Annotated in this window: 18 protein-coding genes, 1 rRNA gene and 1 pseudogene; 8 read left to right on the top strand and 12 right to left on the bottom strand. The window is 70.5% G+C overall.

Features of this window, described 5'->3' with window-relative positions:
* The 3 genes from O3W51_RS43680 to O3W51_RS43670 form a co-directional block, all read right to left on the bottom strand.
* Positions 1–60 (bottom strand): 16S ribosomal RNA (locus tag O3W51_RS43680); the annotation flags it as partial.
* A 560-nt stretch (positions 61–620) separates the two neighbouring features.
* Complete coding sequence (gene tyrS / locus O3W51_RS43675; RefSeq protein WP_138354951.1) at positions 621–1,880, bottom strand: tyrosine--tRNA ligase; 1,260 nt, start codon at positions 1,878–1,880, stop codon at positions 621–623.
* Positions 1,881–1,993: 113 nt separating this feature from the next.
* A complete protein-coding gene (locus O3W51_RS43670) occupies positions 1,994–2,656 on the bottom strand; it encodes a DNA-3-methyladenine glycosylase (protein WP_138354952.1) in 663 nt (220 codons plus the stop codon).
* 102 nt (positions 2,657–2,758) lie between these two features.
* Here O3W51_RS43670 and O3W51_RS43665 point away from each other — a divergent pair, with 102 nt between their 5' ends.
* The 3 genes from O3W51_RS43665 to O3W51_RS43655 all read left to right on the top strand — a co-directional run bounded on the left by O3W51_RS43665 (position 2,759) and on the right by O3W51_RS43655 (position 5,108).
* Positions 2,759–3,541, top strand: coding sequence for a sporulation protein (locus tag O3W51_RS43665; RefSeq protein WP_138354953.1), 783 nt, complete (start codon positions 2,759–2,761; stop codon positions 3,539–3,541).
* Positions 3,542–3,625: 84 nt separating this feature from the next.
* On the top strand, positions 3,626–4,165 hold the full coding sequence (locus O3W51_RS43660) for a YbhB/YbcL family Raf kinase inhibitor-like protein (RefSeq protein WP_138354954.1): 540 nt from the start codon (positions 3,626–3,628) through the stop codon (positions 4,163–4,165).
* A 439-nt stretch (positions 4,166–4,604) separates the two neighbouring features.
* The gene (locus O3W51_RS43655; protein ID WP_138354955.1) at positions 4,605–5,108 is read left to right on the top strand and encodes an HNH endonuclease; all 504 of its coding nucleotides are present in this window, start codon (positions 4,605–4,607) and stop codon (positions 5,106–5,108) included.
* A 26-nt stretch (positions 5,109–5,134) separates the two neighbouring features.
* On the opposite strand, the gene O3W51_RS43650 is transcribed toward O3W51_RS43655, so the two are convergent.
* The 4 genes and pseudogenes from O3W51_RS43650 to O3W51_RS49155 all read right to left on the bottom strand — a co-directional run.
* The gene (locus tag O3W51_RS43650) at positions 5,135–5,902 is read right to left on the bottom strand and encodes a sulfite exporter TauE/SafE family protein (RefSeq protein ID WP_138354956.1); all 768 of its coding nucleotides are present in this window, start codon (positions 5,900–5,902) and stop codon (positions 5,135–5,137) included.
* 49 nt (positions 5,903–5,951) lie between these two features.
* A complete protein-coding gene (locus tag O3W51_RS43645; protein WP_138354957.1) occupies positions 5,952–6,935 on the bottom strand; it encodes an SPFH domain-containing protein in 984 nt (327 codons plus the stop codon).
* Between the two features lie 134 nt (positions 6,936–7,069).
* Positions 7,070–7,492 (bottom strand): NfeD family protein, encoded by a 423-nt coding sequence (locus O3W51_RS43640; protein ID WP_138354958.1) that lies wholly within the window; start codon positions 7,490–7,492, stop codon positions 7,070–7,072.
* Positions 7,493–7,890: 398 nt separating this feature from the next.
* Positions 7,891–8,415, bottom strand: a pseudogene (locus tag O3W51_RS49155) (ABC transporter ATP-binding protein); the annotation flags it as partial.
* Positions 8,416–8,514: 99 nt separating this feature from the next.
* Here O3W51_RS49155 and O3W51_RS43630 point away from each other — a divergent pair.
* Positions 8,515–9,300 carry a hypothetical protein gene (locus O3W51_RS43630; protein WP_138354960.1) on the top strand — a complete coding sequence of 262 codons (786 nt, stop codon included), beginning with the start codon at positions 8,515–8,517 and terminating at the stop codon, positions 9,298–9,300.
* Between the two features lie 84 nt (positions 9,301–9,384).
* Here O3W51_RS43630 and O3W51_RS43625 read toward each other — a convergent pair whose 3' ends face one another.
* The 4 genes from O3W51_RS43625 to O3W51_RS43610 all read right to left on the bottom strand — a co-directional run bounded on the left by O3W51_RS43625 (position 9,385) and on the right by O3W51_RS43610 (position 12,038).
* Complete coding sequence (locus O3W51_RS43625; protein ID WP_138354961.1) at positions 9,385–9,627, bottom strand: chaplin; 243 nt, start codon at positions 9,625–9,627, stop codon at positions 9,385–9,387.
* Between the two features lie 199 nt (positions 9,628–9,826).
* Positions 9,827–10,072, bottom strand: a complete 246-nt coding sequence (locus O3W51_RS43620) for a chaplin (RefSeq protein WP_187144823.1) — start codon at positions 10,070–10,072, stop codon at positions 9,827–9,829.
* 150 nt (positions 10,073–10,222) lie between these two features.
* Entirely contained in the window at positions 10,223–10,891 is a 669-nt protein-coding gene (locus O3W51_RS43615) for a response regulator (protein ID WP_164298430.1), read from the bottom strand.
* Positions 10,884–12,038: a GAF domain-containing sensor histidine kinase gene (locus O3W51_RS43610; RefSeq protein WP_138354963.1), complete on the bottom strand. Its 1,155-nt coding sequence runs from the start codon at positions 12,036–12,038 to the stop codon at positions 10,884–10,886. The genes O3W51_RS43615 and O3W51_RS43610 overlap by 8 nt, the downstream gene beginning before the upstream one ends.
* Positions 12,039–12,258: 220 nt before the next feature.
* Between O3W51_RS43610 and O3W51_RS43605 the strand changes: the two genes are divergently transcribed.
* The 3 genes from O3W51_RS43605 (at position 12,259) to O3W51_RS43595 (ending at position 15,128) form a co-directional block, all read left to right on the top strand.
* Positions 12,259–12,957, top strand: a complete 699-nt coding sequence (locus tag O3W51_RS43605) for an SDR family NAD(P)-dependent oxidoreductase (protein ID WP_138355035.1) — start codon at positions 12,259–12,261, stop codon at positions 12,955–12,957.
* A 5-nt stretch (positions 12,958–12,962) separates the two neighbouring features.
* Positions 12,963–14,024, top strand: a complete 1,062-nt coding sequence (locus tag O3W51_RS43600) for an S-adenosylmethionine:tRNA ribosyltransferase-isomerase (protein ID WP_138355036.1) — start codon at positions 12,963–12,965, stop codon at positions 14,022–14,024.
* 315 nt (positions 14,025–14,339) lie between these two features.
* Complete coding sequence (locus O3W51_RS43595; protein ID WP_244809121.1) at positions 14,340–15,128, top strand: transglycosylase SLT domain-containing protein; 789 nt, start codon at positions 14,340–14,342, stop codon at positions 15,126–15,128.
* Positions 15,129–15,204: 76 nt separating this feature from the next.
* On the opposite strand, the gene O3W51_RS43590 is transcribed toward O3W51_RS43595, so the two are convergent.
* Positions 15,205–17,718 carry an FHA domain-containing protein gene (locus tag O3W51_RS43590; protein WP_244809122.1) on the bottom strand — a complete coding sequence of 838 codons (2,514 nt, stop codon included), beginning with the start codon at positions 17,716–17,718 and terminating at the stop codon, positions 15,205–15,207.
* A gap of 199 nt (positions 17,719–17,917) precedes the next feature.
* Here O3W51_RS43590 and O3W51_RS43585 point away from each other — a divergent pair.
* Positions 17,918–19,126: streptophobe family protein (locus tag O3W51_RS43585; protein ID WP_269289317.1), on the top strand; the 1,209-nt coding region annotated here is incomplete at its 3' end.

Genomic DNA, 19,126 nt, shown 5'->3' with positions numbered 1-19,126 from the left:
TTGCATGTGTTAAGCACGCCGCCAGCGTTCGTCCTGAGCCAGGATCAAACTCTCCGTGAATGTCTCCACGCAAGAGCGGCACCACCGGCCGGAATAAGGCCCGTGGTGCACAGCGTCCTCGCTGTGTAATTGCCTCCCACCAGTTCCCGTCCCGAAGGACCGGAGGGTAGAAGGACTTTTTCAAAGGAACCACCAAACGAAACCCGAATGGGTTCCGCCCGGGGTGTTTTAAGTCTGGCGTTGACTTTTGGCACGCTGTTGAGTTCTCAAGGAACGGACGCTTCCTTCGGTGCCGTTTTACCGGCGCCCTCCGGGCTTCCCTTCGTGTTTCTCAGCTTAGCAGATCCGATTTCCCGTTTCTGCCACCCGCTGAGGCGGGCTTTTGTTTCTCGCCTTGCGGCGTGTCCACTACGTTAGCCGATTTCCCGCCACGCTCATAATCGAGCTATTCGGACTGAATTTCGGCGCACCGAAAAGCAACCCTGTCGGGAAGTCGTAGTAGTGGGTGGCCACCCCCGCGGGGATCCGGACGAACCGGACGCACCGTTTCAAGCGGCTCGGACTACATTACGGAGGAGCGGCGGCAGAGTCAAGCTCAACCGCCGCTCAAACGCACGATTTCAGCCGACCTCGACGGCAGCCAGGCTCTTCTTGCCGCGGCGGAGGACGAGCCACCGGCCGTGCAGCAGGTCGGACTCGGCCGGCACCGCGTCCTCGCTGGTCACCTTGGCGTTGTTCAGGTAGGCGCCACCCTCCTTGATGGCCCGGCGGGCGGCCGACTTGCTGGCCACCAGCTCGACCGCGGTCAGCAGGTCGACGACCGGCTCCAGCGCCGTGACCTTGGCGTACGGCAGCTCGGAGAGAGCGGCCGCCAGCGTGGCCTCGTCCAGGTCCGTCAGTTCCCCCTGGCCGAAAAGCGCCTTGGACGCATCGGTGACCGCGGTGCACTGGGCGGCCCCGTGGACCAGGGTCGTCAGTTCCTCAGCCAGGGCGCGCTGGGCGGCGCGGGCCTGGGGGCGCTCCTCGGTGAGGCGCTCCAGCTCCTCGATCTCCTCGCGGGACTTGAAGCTGAAGATGCGCAGGAACTTGGAGATGTCACGGTCGTCCGCGTTCAGCCAGAACTGGAAGAAGGCGTACGGCGTGGTCATCTCGGGGTCGAGCCAGATGGCGCCGCCCTCGGTCTTGCCGAACTTGGTGCCGTCCGCCTTGGTGATCAGCGGAGTGGCGAGGGCGTGGACGGAGGCGCCCTCGACGCGGTGGATCAGGTCGATGCCGGCCGTGAGGTTGCCCCACTGGTCGCTTCCGCCGGTCTGCAGGGTGCAGCCGTAGCGCCGGTAGAGCTCCAGGAAGTCCATCCCCTGGAGGATCTGGTAGCTGAACTCGGTGTAGCTGATGCCCTGGTCGGAGTTGAGGCGCCGGGCGACGGCTTCCTTGGCGATCATCTTGTTGACTCGGAAGTGCTTGCCCACGTCACGCAGGAACTCGATCGCCGACATCCCGGACGTCCAGTCCAGGTTGTTCACCATCGTCGCGGCGTTCGGCCCCTCGAAGGAGAGGAAGGGCTCGATCTGCCCGCGGACCCGCTCGACCCAGTCGGCGACGACCTCGGGAGCGTTGAGTGTCCGCTCCGCCGACGGCTTGGGGTCGCCGATCAGGCCGGTGGCCCCGCCCACCAGGCCCAGCGGCCGGTTGCCCGCCTGCTGCAGCCGCCGGATGGTGAGGATCTGCACCAGGTTGCCGAGGTGCAGGCTGGGCGCCGTGGGGTCGAAGCCGCAATAGACCGTGACCGGGCCGTCCGCGAACGCCTTGCGCAGTGCGTCCTCGTCAGTGGATACGGCGATCAGCCCGCGCCACTGCAGCTCGTCGACGATGTCCGTCACGGTTCTCTTGTCTCCTTGGGTCAGTGCGATGAGTCGGTGCTCCGCGGTCCGCACACCGGCGGTCGCAGAGCGTCTGTACAGCGTGTCCGAGAGTACGCGGTCATGGCGAGTCGTTATGGGCGGCGTCTCGGGGTGTGGGCACGGTAGGGACTGACGGTGGGGTCGCCGTCGATCCAGAAGCGCCAGGGGTGCACGGCTCCCTCGCCGCCGACGCCGGTACGCGGGCCGGAGCGCACCCGGTCAGCGGCCGGCGGGGTACCGGTGAGGACGCGGAACGGGCTGCCGGCCGGTTCGCCCGCCGGACCGGTATAGGGGTCGCAGACGTCGGATCCGTTGAGCGACCGGTCGACGGCGAGCGCGGTGGCCAGCCGGGCCGGGCCCTGGGCGAGGTCGGTGTCCTTGCGGGAGGTGGGGCGGTTCGCTCGGGCGAGGTCCTCCCCACGGGTGATCTCGCCGCCCCGGAGCAGGACCCCGCTCGGCGTGCCCTCCGGGCCGCAGACCAGGTTGAGGCAGTGCCACATCCCGTACGTGAAGTACACGTAGGTGTGGCCGGGCGGGCCGAACATCACCGCGTTGCGTTCGGTGCGGCCCCGGTAGGCGTGCGATCCCGGGTCGACGGGTCCCGCGTAGGCCTCCACCTCGGTGAGGCGCAGCTCGATCGGGCCGCCCGGGGTGTCACGGACGAGGATCCGGCCGAGGAGGTCCGGTGCGATGTCGAGGACCGGGCGGTCGAAGAAGGGCCGGGCGAGCGGGGCCCTTTCCGCGTCGGCGATCATGCGGTACGAGGGTACTGGAACCGCCCGCGGCGGTTCCGCGTTCGTAGTGACCGTAGATAACGTAAAGAAACAGTCAACCGCCGGTATGAGGAGTGGGACAACGTGGGCTTCAAGAAGCTGCTTGCGAGCATGGGTGCCGGTGGGGCGTCCGTCGAGACCGTACTGACGGACCCGAACGTGGTGCCGGGCGGCACTGTCCAGGGTGAGGTGCGTATCCAGGGCGGGTCGGTCGCGCAGCAGATCGAGGGGCTCTCCGTCGGGCTGCAGGCCCGGGTCGAGGTCGAGAGCGGCGACAACGAGTACAAGCAGGACATCGAGTTCCACCGGCAGCAGCTGGGCGGGGCGTTCGAGGTGGCGCCGGGGGCCGTGCACACCGTGCCGTTCGGGCTGCAGATCCCGTGGGAGACGCCGGTCACCACGTTCCTCGGCCGGCATCTGTCGGGGATGAACATCGGGGTGACGACGGAGCTGGCGATCGCCCGCGCGGTGGACTCGGGTGACCTCGACCCGGTCAGCGTGCACCCGCTGCCGGCGCAGCAGGCGCTGCTGGACGCGTTCGGGCACCTGGGCTTCGCGTTCAAGGCCGCGGACCTGGAGAAGGGGCACATCCGGGGGACGCGGCAGCGGCTGCCGTTCTACCAGGAGATCGAGTTCCGGGCGCCGCACCAGTACCGGGGGCTGAACCAGGTGGAGCTGACCTTCATCGCGGACGGCAACGAGATGGACGTGATCCTGGAGATGGACAAGAAGCCGGGGCTGTTCGGCGAGGGCAGCGACTCGTACCGGTCGTTCACGGTCGGTCTGCAGTCCTTCCAGGGCACCGACTGGGCGGCGTACCTGAATCAGTGGCTGGCGGAGGTCGGCGGCAAGCGCAACTGGTTCTAGGGATCTAGGCTCGGTGCGCAGAAGGCCGCGCCGGCGCAGCCCGGCCGCGGTCCCTAGCTGTTCTTGCGATCAGGAGGTGTCGAGGTGACCGAGCAGAAGCGGCGGCCGCTCCCCCACGAGTTCCATCCGCCGGTGCCGTCGTTCACGGTGGTGAGCGATGACGTGGCGCCGGGCGGGGTGTTGAAGGACGCGCAGGTGTACGCGGCCGGGAACACGTCACCGCACCTGCGGTGGGAGGGCTTCCCCGACGGGACGAAGAGTTTCGCCGTGACGTGCTACGACCCGGACGCGCCGACCGGCAGCGGTTTCTGGCACTGGTCGCTCATCGACATTCCCGCGTCCGTCACCGAGTTGCCCGCGGGCGCGGGCGGCGGGGACTTCAAGGGGCTGCCCGAGGGTGCGCTGCACGTCAGGAACGACTACGGGACGCGGGACTTCGGCGGGGCCGCGCCGCCGCCGGGGGACGGTTCGCACCGCTATGTCTTCACCGTGTACGCGGTGGACACCGAGAAGCTCGGGCCGGACGCGGACGCCTCGCCTGCCGTGATCGGTTTCAACCTCCGCTTCCACACGCTGGGCCGCGCCCAGCTGATCGGCGAGTACGAGGCACCGGCCGGTAGCTGACGGCCGGGCGTCCGCCGTGGCCGGCGGGCGCCCGTTAATTGCGTTGCGCCCCGGCGCCCTGAATCGCACAGTGGTACGTGTCTGGTGGTGGCCCACCATCACCAGGCAGCCGGTACCGCTGTAGCGGGGGCGGCGGGGCGTTGCGTCGTGGTGGTTCTCGCCCGCGCGATGCCGGCCGTCCGCCGGAACCAGGTGTTTCCCGCCCGGTGTCCACGCCGGCTGCCGTACGCTCCGGACGCTTCCGTTACGCACGGGGGGAAGCGTCCGGGGCGTTCGGCATTTTTCGCTGTCCACCCGCCCGGCCACCCTTCCGGGAGCCGCTCCCGTACCCCGTCGATCCCCTTTCCCCGCACGGTAATTGCGTTGTCCGCCGGTGGTCCGCGAGGCACAGTGGATCCACTTCGCCATGGGGCGGGGACGGATCCTTGGGGTGGGCGGAATGCGTGAGACTCTGGTGCTGAACGCGAGTTTCGAGCCGCTGTCGACGGTGTCGCTGCGGCGTGCCGTGGTGCTGGTCATGCAGGAGAAGGCCGTCGTCGAGCAGGCGCATCCCGGGCTGCGCATCCGCGCGGCGGCCGTCGAGGTTCCGGTTCCGCTGGTGATCAGGCTGCGCAGATACGTCCGGGTGCCCTTCCGACAACGGGCCCCGTGGTCGCGGCGGGGTGTGCTGGTGCGTGACCGACACCGGTGCGCGTACTGCGGTCGCCGGGCGAGCACGGTGGACCACATCGTGCCGCGGTCGCGCGGTGGTGGGGACACCTGGCTGAACACGGTCGCGGCCTGTGCGGAGGACAACGGCCGCAAGGCGGACCGGACTCCTGAGCAGGCGGGGATGCGGCTGCTGGCGCAGCCGTTCGAGCCGACGCCGGCGGACACGCTGCTGCTGGCGCTGGGGATCAGGGACAACGACGCGCTGCCGGGGTGGCTGGCGCTGCCGGCCTGATCCCGGTGGGGCGCGGACGGCGGCGGTCATCTGAGGACGAGCTGGACGATGGCCACGATGCCGACGGCGACGATGACGCCGCGCAGCGCCGCCGGCGGCAGCCGGCGGCCGATGCGGGCGCCGAAGATGCCGCCGAGGGTGGCTCCGGCGGCGATGAGGCCCACGGCGGCCCAGTTGAAGTCGGCGACGAAGAGGAAGAACACGGCGGCGATGCCGTTGACGAGCATGCCGAGGACGTTCTTGACGCCGTTGATCCGCTGCAGGTCGTCATGGAGCAGCAGCCCCATCAGCGACAGGTAGAGAACGCCCTGGGCGGCCCCGAAGTAACCGCCGTACATGCTGGCGAGGAACAGTCCGACGAGCAGCAGCGGGCCGCCGTCGGTGGGGACCTCGGTGCCCTCGCGTTCGCGGCGGGCCTTGATGGCGCGGGCGAGGCGGGGCTGCAGCACGACCAGGACCAGGGCCAGCCCGATCAGTACCGGGACGATCGCGTCGAACGCGTCGGACGGCAGGGTCAGCAGCAGGATCGCGCCGGCCAGGCCGCCGGCCAGCGCGGTGCTGCCGAGCCGGATGACGCGCCGGCGCTGGCCGCGCAGTTCACGGCGGTAGCCGATGGCACCGGTGAGCGAACCGGGTACCAGGCCGAGGGCGTTGGAGACGTTCGCGGTGATCGGCGGGAGGCCGACGGCGAGCAGTACCGGGAACGTGATGAGGGTGCCGGAGCCGACGATGGTGTTGATGGTGCCGGCGCCGATGCCCGCCGCGAAGACGGCGAGTGCCTCCCAGAACGTCACGCTGTACCCCTCGATGACCGGTGTCGGATGCACCGATCATGCCCGAGGGTCAGTCCTTGTCGAAGCGTGGGGTCTCGCGGCGCGGGATGGGGACGTCGCCGCCGCCCCCGTTGTTGCCGTTGGTGCCGCCGTTGTTCCCGCCGCCGGCACCGTTGGTCGGGGCGCCGGGCAGGTTCACGATGCCGCCGAGGCCCTTGAGCGCGTCATTGAGCTCGCTGGGGATGATCCAGAGCTTGTTGGCGTCGCCCTGCGCGATCTTCGGGAGCATCTGGAGGTACTGGTAGGCCAGCAGCTTCTGGTCCGGGTCGCCCGCGTGGATGGACTCGAAGACCGTACGGATGGCCTGGGCCTCACCTTCGGCGCGCAGCGCGGCGGCCTTGGCGTCACCTTCGGCGCGCAGGATGGAGGACTGCTTCTCACCTTCGGCGGTGAGGATCTGGGACTGCCGGATGCCCTCCGCGGTGAGGATCGCGGCGCGCTTGTCGCGGTCCGCGCGCATCTGCTTCTCCATCGAGTCCTGGATGGAGGTGGGCGGCTCGATCGCCTTGAGCTCGACGCGGTTGACGCGGATGCCCCATTTGCCGGTGGCCTCGTCCAGGACGCCGCGCAGCGCCGCGTTGATCTCCTCGCGGGAGGTCAGCGTCCGTTCCAGGTCCATGCCGCCGATGATGTTGCGGAGCGTGGTGACGGTGAGCTGCTCGATCGCCTGGATGTAGCTGGCGACTTCGTACGTCGCCGCGCGGGCGTCGGTGACCTGGTAGTAGATGACCGTGTCGATGTTGACGACCAGGTTGTCCTGGGTGATCACCGGCTGCGGCGGGAACGGCACGACCTGTTCACGGAGGTCGATGCGGTTGCGGATCGTGTCGATGAACGGAACGACGATGTTCAGGCCCGCGCTCAACGTCCGCGTGTAGCGGCCGAATCGTTCGACGATGGCGGCACTCGCCTGGGGGATGACCTGGACCGTCTTGATGAGCGCGACGAAGACGAGCACCACCAGGATGATCAGGACGATGATGATCGGCTGCATGTCCACTCCCGCGCCGTTTGCGGACGTACTACGACATGATCAATTCTCGCAGACCACTGCGGCGGTGCGCTCGGGTTCGGCGAATTCCCGGAGCACGACCGCGGCGGCCGTATCGGTCGGTCAGGCGTCCTCGGTCACATGACGACGGCGGTCGCGCCGTCGATCTCCACGACATCCACCTTCTCGCCCGGGTCGAAGCTCCGTTCCTCGTCGAGGGCGCGCGCCGACCAGATCTCTCCGGCGAGCTTGATCCGTCCGCCGCCGCCGTCGACCCGTTCGAGGACGACGGCCTGCCGCCCCCTCAGCGCGTCGATGCCGGTACGCAGTTCGGGCCGCTGCGTCCGGTGCTTGTAGGCGATCGGGCGGACGACCGCGAGCAGTGCGACCGAGACGATCACGAAGACGATGACCTGGACGACGATGCCGCCGCCGAGCGCGGCGACGATCGCCCCCGCGACGGCGCCGACCGCGAACATCCCGAATTCGGGCATCGTCGTGATCACCAGCGGTATGCCGAGTCCTACGGCGGCGATCAGCCACCACACCCATGGGTCCACCTCCCCATCGTAGGGGGGCGGGGGTGATCTGTGACAGGCCTTCCGGGCGCGGGGGCGGGCGCGGGGAAGCACGAACGGGCGTTCCGCCGGGGGGTGTTACGTCCCGCTCCCCCCGGCCGGGCGGCGGATGGCTACGAGAGCGGCAGTCCTGCGGCGGTCCAGCGGTCGCCCCTGTGCTCGACGACGAGCGGGAGGCCGAAGCAGCGGGAGAGGTTGCGCGAGGTGAGTTCCAGCTCGACCGGGCCTGCGGCGACGACCTTGCCCTGGCGGATCATGAGGACATGGGTGAAGCCGGGGGCGATCTCTTCGACATGGTGGGTCACCATGATCATGGAGGGCGCGATCGGGTCGCGGGCGAGCCGGCCGAGGCGGCGTACCAGGTCCTCACGGCCGCCGAGGTCCAGGCCGGCCGCGGGCTCGTCGAGGAGCAGCAGCTCCGGGTCGGTCATCATGGCGCGGGCGATCAGGGTGCGCTTGCGCTCGCCCTCGGACAGGGTGCCGAACTTGCGGTCCAGGTAGTCGGACATGCCCAGCCGGTCGAGGAAGGCGCGGGCGCGGTCCTCGTCGACCTTCTCGTAACTCTCCCGCCAGTGCGCGGTCATGCCGTACGCGGCGGTGAGCACGGTCTGCAGGACGGTCTGGCCGCGCGGCATCTTGTCCGCCATGGCCGCGCCGGCCATGCCGATACGGGGGCGCAGTTCGAAGACGTCGACGCTGCCGAGCTTCTCGCCGAGCACCTGGACGGTGCCGGTGGTCGGGAAGAGATAGCTGGAGGCGACATTGAGCAGGGTGGTCTTTCCCGCGCCGTTCGGTCCGAGGATCACCCAGCGTTCGCCCTCGGCGACCGACCACGAGACCTGGTCCACCAGAGCCCGTCCGTCGCGGACCACCGATACGTCCACCAGCTCCAGCACATCGCTCATGAGCGCGTTGTCTCCCATTGCAGTTTCGGTTGTCACGGGCAGAGCCCCGAGGGAAAACCTACGCCACGCGTCGGGCGGTCCACTCCTTAGGCTGGGGGGATGCTTGATGAACCTCGATCAGGACGGCTGGCGGCGTGGGGAAATGCCCTACTTGCCGGACTTGCCGCACCGGATGATGTCGCCCAGGAGGTCCTGGGCGAGGACGCGGTCCACCGGATGACCGGACTGCCGGGCGAGACCGGCCCGGTCGGGCTGACGCTCGGCCTCGGCCGGCTGCGGGCGCTCGGTACGACCGGGCTGCGGGTCGCCCTGCCCGCGCCGGGACATCCGCTGGGTCTCAGCGGCCCGGCGGACTTCAACGCGCGGGCGCTGGCCGCGGGCGAGGCCGTGATCGCGGTCGGCGGCCCGGCGCTCGGCCTCGTACCCGAGGTGAGCGAGGCCGGGCCGCGCGGCGATGTGCATGTGGAGGTGGAGTGGAAGTGCCTGGAGGTGCGGCAGGGCCCACCGGCCGATGTGCCCTCGCTCGGCGAGGCCGAGCGGGAGCTGGCCGAGGCGCTGCGGGACACCACCGAGGCGCTGACCCGGCTGGACGTGGCGGGGGCGGGGCCGGCCGCGCAGGCCGCCCTGGACGCGTACCGGGCGCGTGCGGAGCGCGGCCGTGATCTGCTGGCGCCCGGCTATCCGCCGCGGGCGGTGCGGGTGCTGGCGCTGGCGCAGCGGGTCGGCGCCCTGGTCGCCATCGCCTCCGACGGGCACGGGGGCGCGGTGAGCGCGTCGGAGATCGCCGCGCGGGCGGAGCTGCTGCGGCCGGTGGAGCGCACCGCGCGGCGGGCGCAGGTGGCGGCGTACAACGCGTACGTGGAGGAGTCGGAGCGCCGGGCCTGAGCCGCACCGGGATGACGCGGAAGGCCCCGCGGTCCGCCGGTGTCACCGGGGGGACGCGGGGCCTTCACGGTCATACGGGGCAGGTCAGCCGATGTTCGACGACGCGTTGCCGAACGCCGGGTTGAGCAGACCGATCACGTTGACGGTGTTGCCCGTCACGTTGACCGGGACGTGCACCGGCACCTGGAGCAGGTTGCCGGACAGCACGCCCGGGGAGTCGGTGGCGGAGCCACAGGCATCGGCGCTCGCGAACGCGGAACCGGCGGAGACACCCGCGGCGATTCCGGTGACGGCGATGACCAGGGCGGCCTTTTTGGCAGTGTTCATGGGAAACGATCCTCCTGTTGCGGTACGGCCCAGCCGCGGGCCGCACGGTGAAGAACGCCCGGCCCGGCCGGATGACACGGGCGCGGACCGGAAACGTCCGAAGGGATCACCGGATCGAACGCGCGGGGATTCGATCGAACGCAGCGGCCCCGGAGGCGGTGCCTCCGGGGCCGGTCGTCGCGGCGGAGCCGCGGGGGGACTACTGGTTGACGCACTCGTTCCCGAACACCGGGTTCAGGAGACCGATCACGTTCACGGTGTTGCCGCAGACGTTGACCGGGACGTGCACGGGAACCTGGAGCAGGTTGCCGGAGAGAACGCCGGGCGAGCCCTCGGCCACGCCGTGGGCCTCGGCGCCGCTGTGGGCGGAGGCGACACCGGCTCCGGCCATGGCGAGCCCGCCCGCGACGAAGGTGACAGCCGCGGCGGTCTTCAGGATCTTCACTTCGAACTTCCTCCTTGCAGGGTGCACCGCGACCAGCCGCCGCGGTACTCCCTACAGAACGGGTCACAGGCGGTCAGGATGCGCCACCGGCCCCACATCCACCCGTCGGAATGAATCCGATACCGGAACACACCGGTCCGGTATGGCCCGTCAGGCCTCCGGAGGTGCCCCGATGCCGTGCCTGACCGCCCACAGCGCGGCCTGGGTGCGGTCCGAGACATCGAGCTTCATCAGGATGTTCGAGACATGGGTCTTCACAGTCTTCTCCGAGAGCACCAGCGCGCGGGCGATCTCCCGGTTGGAGCGCCCGTCGGCGATCAGCGTCAGCACCTCGCGCTCCCGTTCGGTGAGGGCGTTGCCCCGTCCCTGGCCGCCGCCGGGGAACTCCTGGGAGAGCAGGGCGTCGGCCACCTCGGGCTGGAGCAGCACATGGCCGGCGTGCACGGAGCGGATGGCGCCGGCCAGCGCCTCGGGGTCCACGTCCTTGTACACATAGCCGGCCGCGCCGGCCCGCAGGGCGGGCACGATGGTGCGCTGCTCGGTGAAGCTGGTGACGATGAGCACCCGGGCCGGGTTGCCGAGCTCGCGCAGCTTGCGCAGCGCGGAGATGCCGTCGGCGCCGGGCATCTTGATGTCCATCAGGATCACGTCGGGGCGCAGTTCCCCGGCGCGGGCCACGCCCTCGTCGCCGTCCCCCGCCTCCCCGACGACGTCGATGTCGCCCTGGACCTCCAGGAAGGTCCGCAGCCCGCGGCGCACCACCTGGTGGTCGTCGACGAGCAATACGCGGATGCGGGCCTGCCGCTCTGACTCAGCCACCGGGCACCTCCATCTCGATGACGGTGCCCTTGCCGGGCGCCGATTCCACTGTCAGGTGTCCGCCCACGCCGCTCGCCCGGTCCCGCATCGAGACCAGGCCCAGATGGCGTCCGGCGCGGCGCACCGCGGACGGTTCGAAGCCGCTGCCGTCGTCGCGGACCCGCAGCACCGCTCCCTTGCCCCGGCCGGTGAGGCAGACGGTCACGGTCCCGGCGTCCGCGTGCCGCAGTGCGTTGTGCAGCGCCTCCTGCGCGACCCGCAGCAGCGCTTCCTCCTGGGCGGCGGGCAGCGCCTTGACCTGGCAGGACGTAAAGGTGACATGGGCCGCGTGGGCCCGGTCGAGCACCTCGGCCTGGGTCCGCAGGGTCGCGACGAGGCCGTCCTCGTCCAGTCCCGCGGGCCGCAGCTCGACGACGACGGCGCGCAGCTCGTCGGCGGCCTCGGCGGCGAGCGCCGCCACATGCTTCAGCTCCTCCTTGGCGCGCGCCGGGTCGCGGTCGACCAGGGCGGCCGCGGCCTGTGCGGTGAGGCGCAGCGAGAAGAGCTTCTGGGAGACCGCGTCGTGCAGCTCGTGGGCGATGCGCGCCCGCTCCCCCGCCAGGGTGAGTTCGCGGCTGCGCTCGTAGAGGCGGGCGTTGGTGAGGGCGATGGCGGCGTGGGCGGCCAGGGTCCGCAGCAGCGTCTCGTCCTCCTGGGTGAAGGCGCAGTCGGTGGCGGGCCCGGTTCTGGGGCCCACCTTGTTGGCCAGGAAGATCGCGCCGAGGATCTCCTCGCCGTCGACGACCGGCATCCCGATGAAGTCGGTCATGTCCGGGTGGGCGCGCGGCCAGCCCCCGAAGGAGTCGGACTGCGTGACGTCCGCGAGCCGCTGCGGGGTCGCCTCGTGGAGCATCGCGGCGAGGATGCCGTGCTGGCGGGGCAGCGGGCCGATCGCCTTCCACTGCTCGTCGCTCACCCCGTCGACGACGAACTGGGCGAACCCGCCGTGATCGTCGGGCACCCCGAGCGCGGCGTACTCGGCGTCGAGCAGCTCGCGGGCGGACGCGACGATCGTCTGCAGCACCTCGCGCACCTCCAAGTGCCGGCTCATCGCGAGGACCGCGTCGCTGACCGCTTCGATTCCGCCTCTGGGCGACCGGTTGGACATGTCGTCAACCTACCGGCGCCGCGGCCCCGGCGGATCGGGCCGGGGACCTAGGGCAAAGTGCCCCCCGACGTGCGGCGGACGGCCGAGGCGCCGGACGCGGCGGCGTTCCTACGGTGAAGGGAGCCGCTGGACGACGGGTCCTGCGGCGGCTCGGAAAGCCACAAGGAGGAGCAGCGTGAAACGCTTCACTGCAAGGGTGGTGGCGGGTGACGGGCCGGCGATGCCGGTAGCGATCATCACGGGGGCTTCGCGGGGACTGGGCCGTGCCCTGGCCGGGGCGCTCGCCCGGCGTGGCTGGGACCTGGTGCTCGACGGCCGGTCCGAGGGGGTGCTGAAGACGGCGGCGGCGGAGCTGGAGCGGGAGGGCCCCGGACGGGTGGCGGCCGTGCCGGGCGATGTCACCGACGCCGCCCACCGGACCGCGCTCGTCGCGGCGGCCCGCGCGTTCGGCGGCGTCGATCTGCTGGTGAACAACGCGAGCGCGCTGGGTGCCGAGCCGCTGGTGGCCCTGGCGGAGCTTCCGGTGGACGGGCTGCGCGCCGCACTGGAGACGAATGTGGTGGCGCCGCTGGCGCTGGTGCGGGAGGCACTGCCCCTGCTGCGGGCGGCGGGCGGCGCGGTGCTGAACATCAGCTCCGACGCGGCCGTGGAGGCGTACGCGACGTGGGGCGGCTACGGGGCGAGCAAGGCCGCGCTGGAGCAGCTGTCCGCGGTGCTGGCCGTGGAGGAGCCGGGGCTGCGGGTGTGGTGGGTGGATCCGGGCGATCTGCGGACCGAGCTGTACACGGCGGCCGTCCCGGACGACGACCCGTCGGACCGGCTGCTGCCGGCGGACGTCGCCCCGGCCTTCCTGCGGCTGCTCGACGAGGAGGCGCCCAGCGGGCGCTACACCGCTCCGGCGCTGCTGGAAGCACGGTGACCACGATGGAGGGCCTGCGGGGGTTGCGGGTACCGCCCGAGCTGTCGGCGCGGGCGCCGGCCGGGCAGCGGGACGGCGTACGGCTGCTGGTCGGGCGGGCGGCGGCGGGCGAGGTGTCGCACCACGCCTTCCGGGAGCTTCCGGGGTTGCTGCGGGCGGGTGACGTCCTGGTGGTGAACACCTCGCGGACGCTGCCCGCGGCGGTCGGCGGGCGGCTCGGCCTGGAACCGGTGACCGTGCACTTCTCGACCCGCCAGGACTGGGGGCACCCCCGGCCGGAGGTTGGGGGACACTGGGCCGTGGAGGTCAGGACGCCCGACGGGCGCGGCACGACCGTGCCGCGGGCCGGCGGACCGGCCGGGGCGGTCGTGGAGCTGCCGGACGGCGAACGGCTGGTGCTGGAGGAGCCGCTGTCGCCGCGCGGGGACCGGCTGTGGCTGGCCCGGCCGTCGATGGCGGACACCGCCGGCTATCTGCACGGTCACGGGCGGCCGATCCGGTACGGCTACACCGAGCGGGACCAGCCGCTCGCCGAGTATCAGACGGTGTTCTCGGTGCCGTCCCCCGACGGTCTCGGCTCGGCGGAGATGCCGAGCGCCGGCCGGCCGTTCACCACCGGGATCGTGACATCCCTGGTCAGCAGGGGTGTGCAGATCGCACCGATCGTCCTGCACACCGGGGTCTCCTCGGCCGAGACGCATGAACCGCCGTACCCGGAGTGGTTCGAGGTGTCGCCGAGCACCGCGGGGCAGGTGAACGCCGCCCGCAGCGGTGGGGGCCGGGTCGTGGCGGTCGGTACGACGGCCGTACGGGCGCTGGAGTCGGCGGCGGACGGCCGGGGCACGGTCCGTGCCGCGCGCGGCTGGACGGATCTGGTGTTGACCCCGGAACACGGGGTACACGCCGTGGACGGGCTGCTGACCGGGCTGCACGAGCCGGCGGCCTCCCATCTGCTGATGCTGGAGGCGGTGGCGGGCGCTCCCCTGCTGGAGCGGGTCTACGCGGAAGCCGTGCGCGGCGGCTATCTGTGGCACGAGTTCGGCGACGTGAACCTGCTGCTCCCGTAGGCGTTTCGGGGGTGCTTCCGGCGCCGTTCCCGGGCACGCTTCGAGGACCCCTGAAAAGCCGTCACCGTGCGCACCCCCGTCATGACGATCCGTCGATGGCGGGGGTGGTGCCGTGTGACCTGCCCGATAGGACGTACGTCACTTACGAAGCCGGGTAGTGGACCCGGATGGTGCCCACGGCGCGTAAGGGGCCCGTAAACACGCCCTGCCGTTCCACCCGCAACTACGACTTTCGTTAGTAATCGACCTCTTTGCCCTGCGGTTTTTACCCAGCTATCAATGCCGGAGTCCGCAATTGGAAGAGGTAACTCCCCCATGCAGCTCCCGACGCTCCCGAAGCTCGGCCGCCTGAACAAGGTGCATTCGTTCGCCGTAGCAGGCACCGCAACCGCCGCTCTGACGGTTCTGGCCATCACCGCTGGTGTCCAGGGATCCGACGGAACGGCCCTCGCCGCCGGCGAGCCCTCCAACATCGCTGTGGTCAGCACCGCCGGACCGCAGAGCATTACCGACCAGGCCGGCGCCGCTTCGCAGCACGCCGCAGCCGAGGCCGCGGCCAAGAAGAAGGCGGCCGACACGGCCGCCGCGGCCGCGAAGAAGAAGGCGGCCGACGAGGCCGCGAAGAAGAAGGCCGCTGACGAGGCCGCGAAGAAGAAGGCCGCTGACGAGGCCGCCAAGCGCAAGAAGGCGGAGCAGGCCGCGAACCGCTCCAAGGAGCGCAAGGCCCTCGCCGCCAAGCCGAAGCCCGCGACCAAGGCTCCGGCCCCGGCCGCCGTCTCGTACTCGAACGACCTCGACGGCTGGATCAAGGAGTCGCTGTCGGTCATGGCCGCCCACAACATCCCGGGCAGCTACGACGGCATCTACCGCAACATCATGCGCGAGTCGTCCGGGAACCCGCAGGCCATCAACCTGACGGACTCCAACGCCGCCGCCGGCATACCGTCCAAGGGCCTGCTGCAGGTCATCGACCCGACGTTCCAGGCGTACCACGTGTCCGGTACCTCCATGGACATCTACGACCCGGTCGCCAACATCACCGCCGCGTGCAACTACGCGGCCGCGAACTACGGCTCGATCGACAACGTCGACTCGGCCTACTGAGCACCGGTCCACCACGCCGAAGGGCGGCCGCACCCCCAGGGGTACGGCCGCCCTTCGGCGTTGTCGGTCCCGCGCGCTACTTGCGCATGACCTCCGGCTCGTGGCGGCGCAGCAGCCGCGCGACCACGACACCGCAGATGACACCGAGCACGACCAGCACGCCCATGTCGACGATCCACTGGGCCGCGGTGTGCTCCCAGAGCTGGTCCGGGTTGGCCGCGTCCCACGGCATGAGGACGTTCAGCTGGGCGGTGGTGCCCAGGGCCGAGACGGCCCAGCGGGCCGGCATCAGCCAGGCGAACTGCTCCACGCCGATCGAGTCGTAGAGCTGGAACAGCACCCCGGTGAAGACGACCTGGACGATCGCGAACATCACCAGCAGCGGCATGGTCTTCTCGGCGGTCTTCACCAGGGCCGAGATGATCAGGCCGAACATCATCGAGGTGAAGCCGAGCGCGATGACGGCCAGCGTCATCTCGATCGCCGGTGAGCTCTTGAAGATCACGCCCTCGGTGGGCATGGCCCGCGGCGCGAAGCCGATGCCGCAGATGATGACGCCCTGCAGGGCCGTGATCAGACCCAGCACGATGACCTTGGACATCAGGTACGCGGAGCGGGAGAGGCCGGTGGCCCGTTCCCGTTCGTAGATCACCCGTTCCTTGATCAGTTCTCGTACCGAGTTGGCGGCGCCCGAGAAGCAGGCGCCCACCGCGAGGATCAGCAGGATCGTGCCCGCGTCCTTGTTGACCAGGTGGGCCTTGAGCGGACCCGGGCCCAGACCGCTGTCGGCCGGGATGACGACGCTGACCACACCCAGCACCGCGGGCAGGATGAACATCAGCCCGATGAAGCCGCGGTCGGAAGCGATCACCGACAGATAGCGGCGTACCAGCGTGAACAGCTGGGAACCCCAGCTCTGCGGCTTCGGCGGCCGGGTGGCCAGCTGCGGGACGACCGCCGCGGCCTGCGGGGCGGCGTCCAGGTCGGCCGCGTACATCTGGTAGTGCTGCGAGCCGTGCCAACGGCCCGACCAGTCGTAGTCGCGGTAGTTCTCAAACGCCGAGAAGACATCGGCCCAGGTCTCGTAACCGAAGAAGTTGAGCGCTTCCTCCGGCGGGCCGAAGTAGGCGACCGAGCCGCCCGGCGCCATCACCAGCAGCTTGTCGCACAGCGCCAGCTCGGCCACCGAGTGGGTGACCACCAGGACGGTGCGGCCGTCGTCGGCCAGACCGCGCAGCAGCTTCATGACGTCGCGGTCCATACCCGGGTCGAGGCCGGAGGTCGGCTCGTCCAGGAAGATCAGCGACGGCTTGGTGAGCAGCTCCAGCGCGACGGAGACCCGCTTGCGCTGACCGCCCGAGAGGGAGGTGATGCGCTTGTCCGCGTGGATGTCGAGCTTGAGCTCCTGCAGGACCTCCTGGATCCGGTGGTTGCGCTCGTCGGTCGCGGTGTCACCGGGGAACCGGAGCTTGGCCGCGTACCGCAGTGCTTTGCGGACCGTCAGCTCCTTGTGCAGGATGTCGTCCTGCGGGACCAGACCGATGCGCTGGCGCAGCTCGGCGAACTGCTTGTACAGGTTTCGGTTGTCGTACAGCACCTCGCCCTGGTCGGCCGGGCGGTAGCCGGTCAGCGCACGCAGCAGCGTGGACTTGCCGGAACCGGACGGGCCGATCACCCCGATCAGCGACTTCTCCGGGACACCGAAGGAGACGTCCTTGAGGATCGTCTTCGTGGTGTTGCCCTGCGGGACCGTGACGGTCAGCCGCCGGGCCGAGAAGGAGACCTCACCGGTGTCGACGAACTCCTCGAGCCGGTCGCCGGCCAGTCGGAAGGTCGAGTGGCCGACGCCGACGATGTCGTTCGGGCCCAGCAGATGGCGCTGGATCGCCTGGCCGTTGACGTAGGTGCCGTTGTGGCTGCCCAGGTCGACGATCTCGAAGCGGCCGTCCGGGTGCGCCTTGAACTCGGCGTGGAACCGGGAGACCTGGAGGTCGGAGACGACCAGGTCGTTCTCCAGCGCACGGCCGATCTTCGTGACCTGGTTGATCGAGAAGTGGTGCATCGTGGTCGGGCTGCGGTGCTGCTGCCCGCCCTGCGGTTGCTGCGGCTGCTGCGGCCAGCCCTGCTGCTGCGGAACCTGCGCCGGCGGCTGCTGGTTCCAGCCACCCTGCTGCGGCTGCTGCGGCTGGACGGGCGGCCGGTGCGGCTGCTGCACCGGCGGGGCCTGCCGTGCGGCAGGTGCCTGGTGCGGCTGCGCCAGCGACGTCTCCGCACTGTAGAGATCGGCGCTGACCTGCTGGCCGCCGCTGAAGTTGAGACGGGGGCCGTCGGTCGCGTTGCCGAGGTTCACGGCGGAGCCCGGTCCGACCTCCATCTGGTGGATGCGCTGGCCCTGGACATAGGTGCCGTTGGTGCTGCCGAGATCCTCGACGATCCAACTGCGTTCGCCCCAGCGGATGGTGGCATGCCGCCAGGAGACTCTGGCGTCGTCGAACACCATGTCTCCCTGCGGATCCCGCCCGAGGCTGTACGACCTGGATGGGTCGAGCGTCCAGGTTTGACCGTTCAATTCGAGTACGAGTTCAGGCACCCCAAGCCCCAAAAGTTGTCCCCCGGTATTTCCCCATGCGGGGAGTCTAGGGATTGCGAACATCGGGAGGAACTATTTCAGGCCCGGCAGCCGAACCGGAACCCGCCCTCCGATAAGTACGCCCGCCGGCAGCGTTGACTGCGCCCAAATGCCACCGGAGAGTAGTAACCGCCCAAGGAAACGACCTCGGGGGGCCGGGATGACCGCTAGGACCACGCCCTGGGTGAGCGTACTGCTCTCCGCCATCGCGTCCGTGAGTTGGGCGTTTCTGGCCATGACGGGCACCGCCGCGCTCGGTCTGCATCTGCTCGGGGCGGACACCGCGGGTTCACTCGGACCGATGACGGCCGCGGTGGTCGCGATGGCCGCGGGCGGCCGGGTCCGACCGTCGGGCGACGTCGCCGTGTTCGGGATGGACAGCGCCGGGACCCAGGGCGCCGTCGGCGTCATGCCGTTGGGCGTCGCCCTGGTGGGCGCGTTGCTGCTGGTGTGGGTCTTCCTGCGGTCGTTACGCAAGGCCGGGACGGTCGTCTCCGCCGGTGAGCTGGCCGCCCGGGTGATCGCGGTCGCGGTGTTCTTCACCGCGGTACTCGGCGGACTCGCCTGGGCCGGCCAGGACACCATCGCCATCGACGGCGCCTCGCTCGGCGCCCCCCAGGCCGGCGGCATCCTGGACAAGCTGCCCGGTATCGGGGACATCGGGGGCGGCGGACTCTCCGACGGCCTGCAGGGTCTGATCAAGTCCAAGACGTCGGTCGGCTTCCATGTCGACACCGTGCCCACCCTGCTGCGCGGCCTGGTGTGGGTGCTGTTGGTACTGCTGATCGCGCTGCTCGCCTCGCGTCGTACGCCGTTGCCGCCGGGCTGGCAGGGTGTGCACCGGGTGGTGCGGCCCGCCGTCTCCGCGCTGTGCGGCGTTCTGGTGCTCGCCGTGGTGGCGGGGTTCGCCGCCGCCGGGTACGCGGCGGTCACCGGCGACGAGCCGGGCCGGATCATGGGCGCCGCGCTCCTCGGCGCGCCCAACGGGGTCTGGCTGGCGCTGCCGCTGGGCCTGTTCGTCCAGTGGAAGGGCGTCGCGACCGGGGAGCTCGCGAAGGTGCTGCCCGATCCCCTCGACCGCTTGCTGAGCAACGGGGTCAAGGAGCCCATCACGCTCGGCCGGCTCGCCGAGCTGGACGACCGGGTCTGGCTGCTGCCGGTCGCGGTGGCGCTGATGATGCTGACCGCCGGGGCCCTCACCGCGACCCGCACCCCGCTCGGGACCGGGTCGCGCGCCGGATACGCGGGGCGCTGCGCGCTGCGGCTGGGGGTCGCGTCGGCCGTCGCGCTCCCGCTGCTGGTGTGGCTGACCGGGGTCTCGGTGAACGCGAACCTGTCGGTCTTCGGCTTCGACGCCGTCGGGGCCGGG

It is taken from the genome of Streptomyces sp. H39-C1 (assembly GCF_027158125.1).
Taxonomy (GTDB): domain Bacteria; phylum Actinomycetota; class Actinomycetes; order Streptomycetales; family Streptomycetaceae; genus Actinacidiphila; species Actinacidiphila fildesensis.
The sequence above is the reverse complement of the archived record's forward strand: the minus strand, read 5'-3'. Positions and strand labels throughout refer to the sequence as shown.

Coding starts and splice junctions, on each gene's coding strand:
- O3W51_RS43645 (WP_138354957.1), bottom strand. CDS start 6,935: ATGCAGCCGATCATCATCGTCCTGATCATCCTGGTGGTGCTCGTCTTC.
- O3W51_RS43595 (WP_244809121.1), top strand. CDS start 14,340: ATGCAGCTCCCGACGCTCCCGAAGCTCGGCCGCCTGAACAAGGTGCAT.
- O3W51_RS43625 (WP_138354961.1), bottom strand. CDS start 9,627: ATGAACACTGCCAAAAAGGCCGCCCTGGTCATCGCCGTCACCGGAATC.
- O3W51_RS43600 (WP_138355036.1), top strand. CDS start 12,963: ATGGAGGGCCTGCGGGGGTTGCGGGTACCGCCCGAGCTGTCGGCGCGG.
- O3W51_RS43670 (WP_138354952.1), bottom strand. CDS start 2,656: ATGATCGCCGACGCGGAAAGGGCCCCGCTCGCCCGGCCCTTCTTCGAC.
- O3W51_RS43605 (WP_138355035.1), top strand. CDS start 12,259: ATGCCGGTAGCGATCATCACGGGGGCTTCGCGGGGACTGGGCCGTGCC.
- O3W51_RS43630 (WP_138354960.1), top strand. CDS start 8,515: ATGCTTGATGAACCTCGATCAGGACGGCTGGCGGCGTGGGGAAATGCC.
- O3W51_RS43610 (WP_138354963.1), bottom strand. CDS start 12,038: ATGTCCAACCGGTCGCCCAGAGGCGGAATCGAAGCGGTCAGCGACGCG.
- O3W51_RS43655 (WP_138354955.1), top strand. CDS start 4,605: ATGCGTGAGACTCTGGTGCTGAACGCGAGTTTCGAGCCGCTGTCGACG.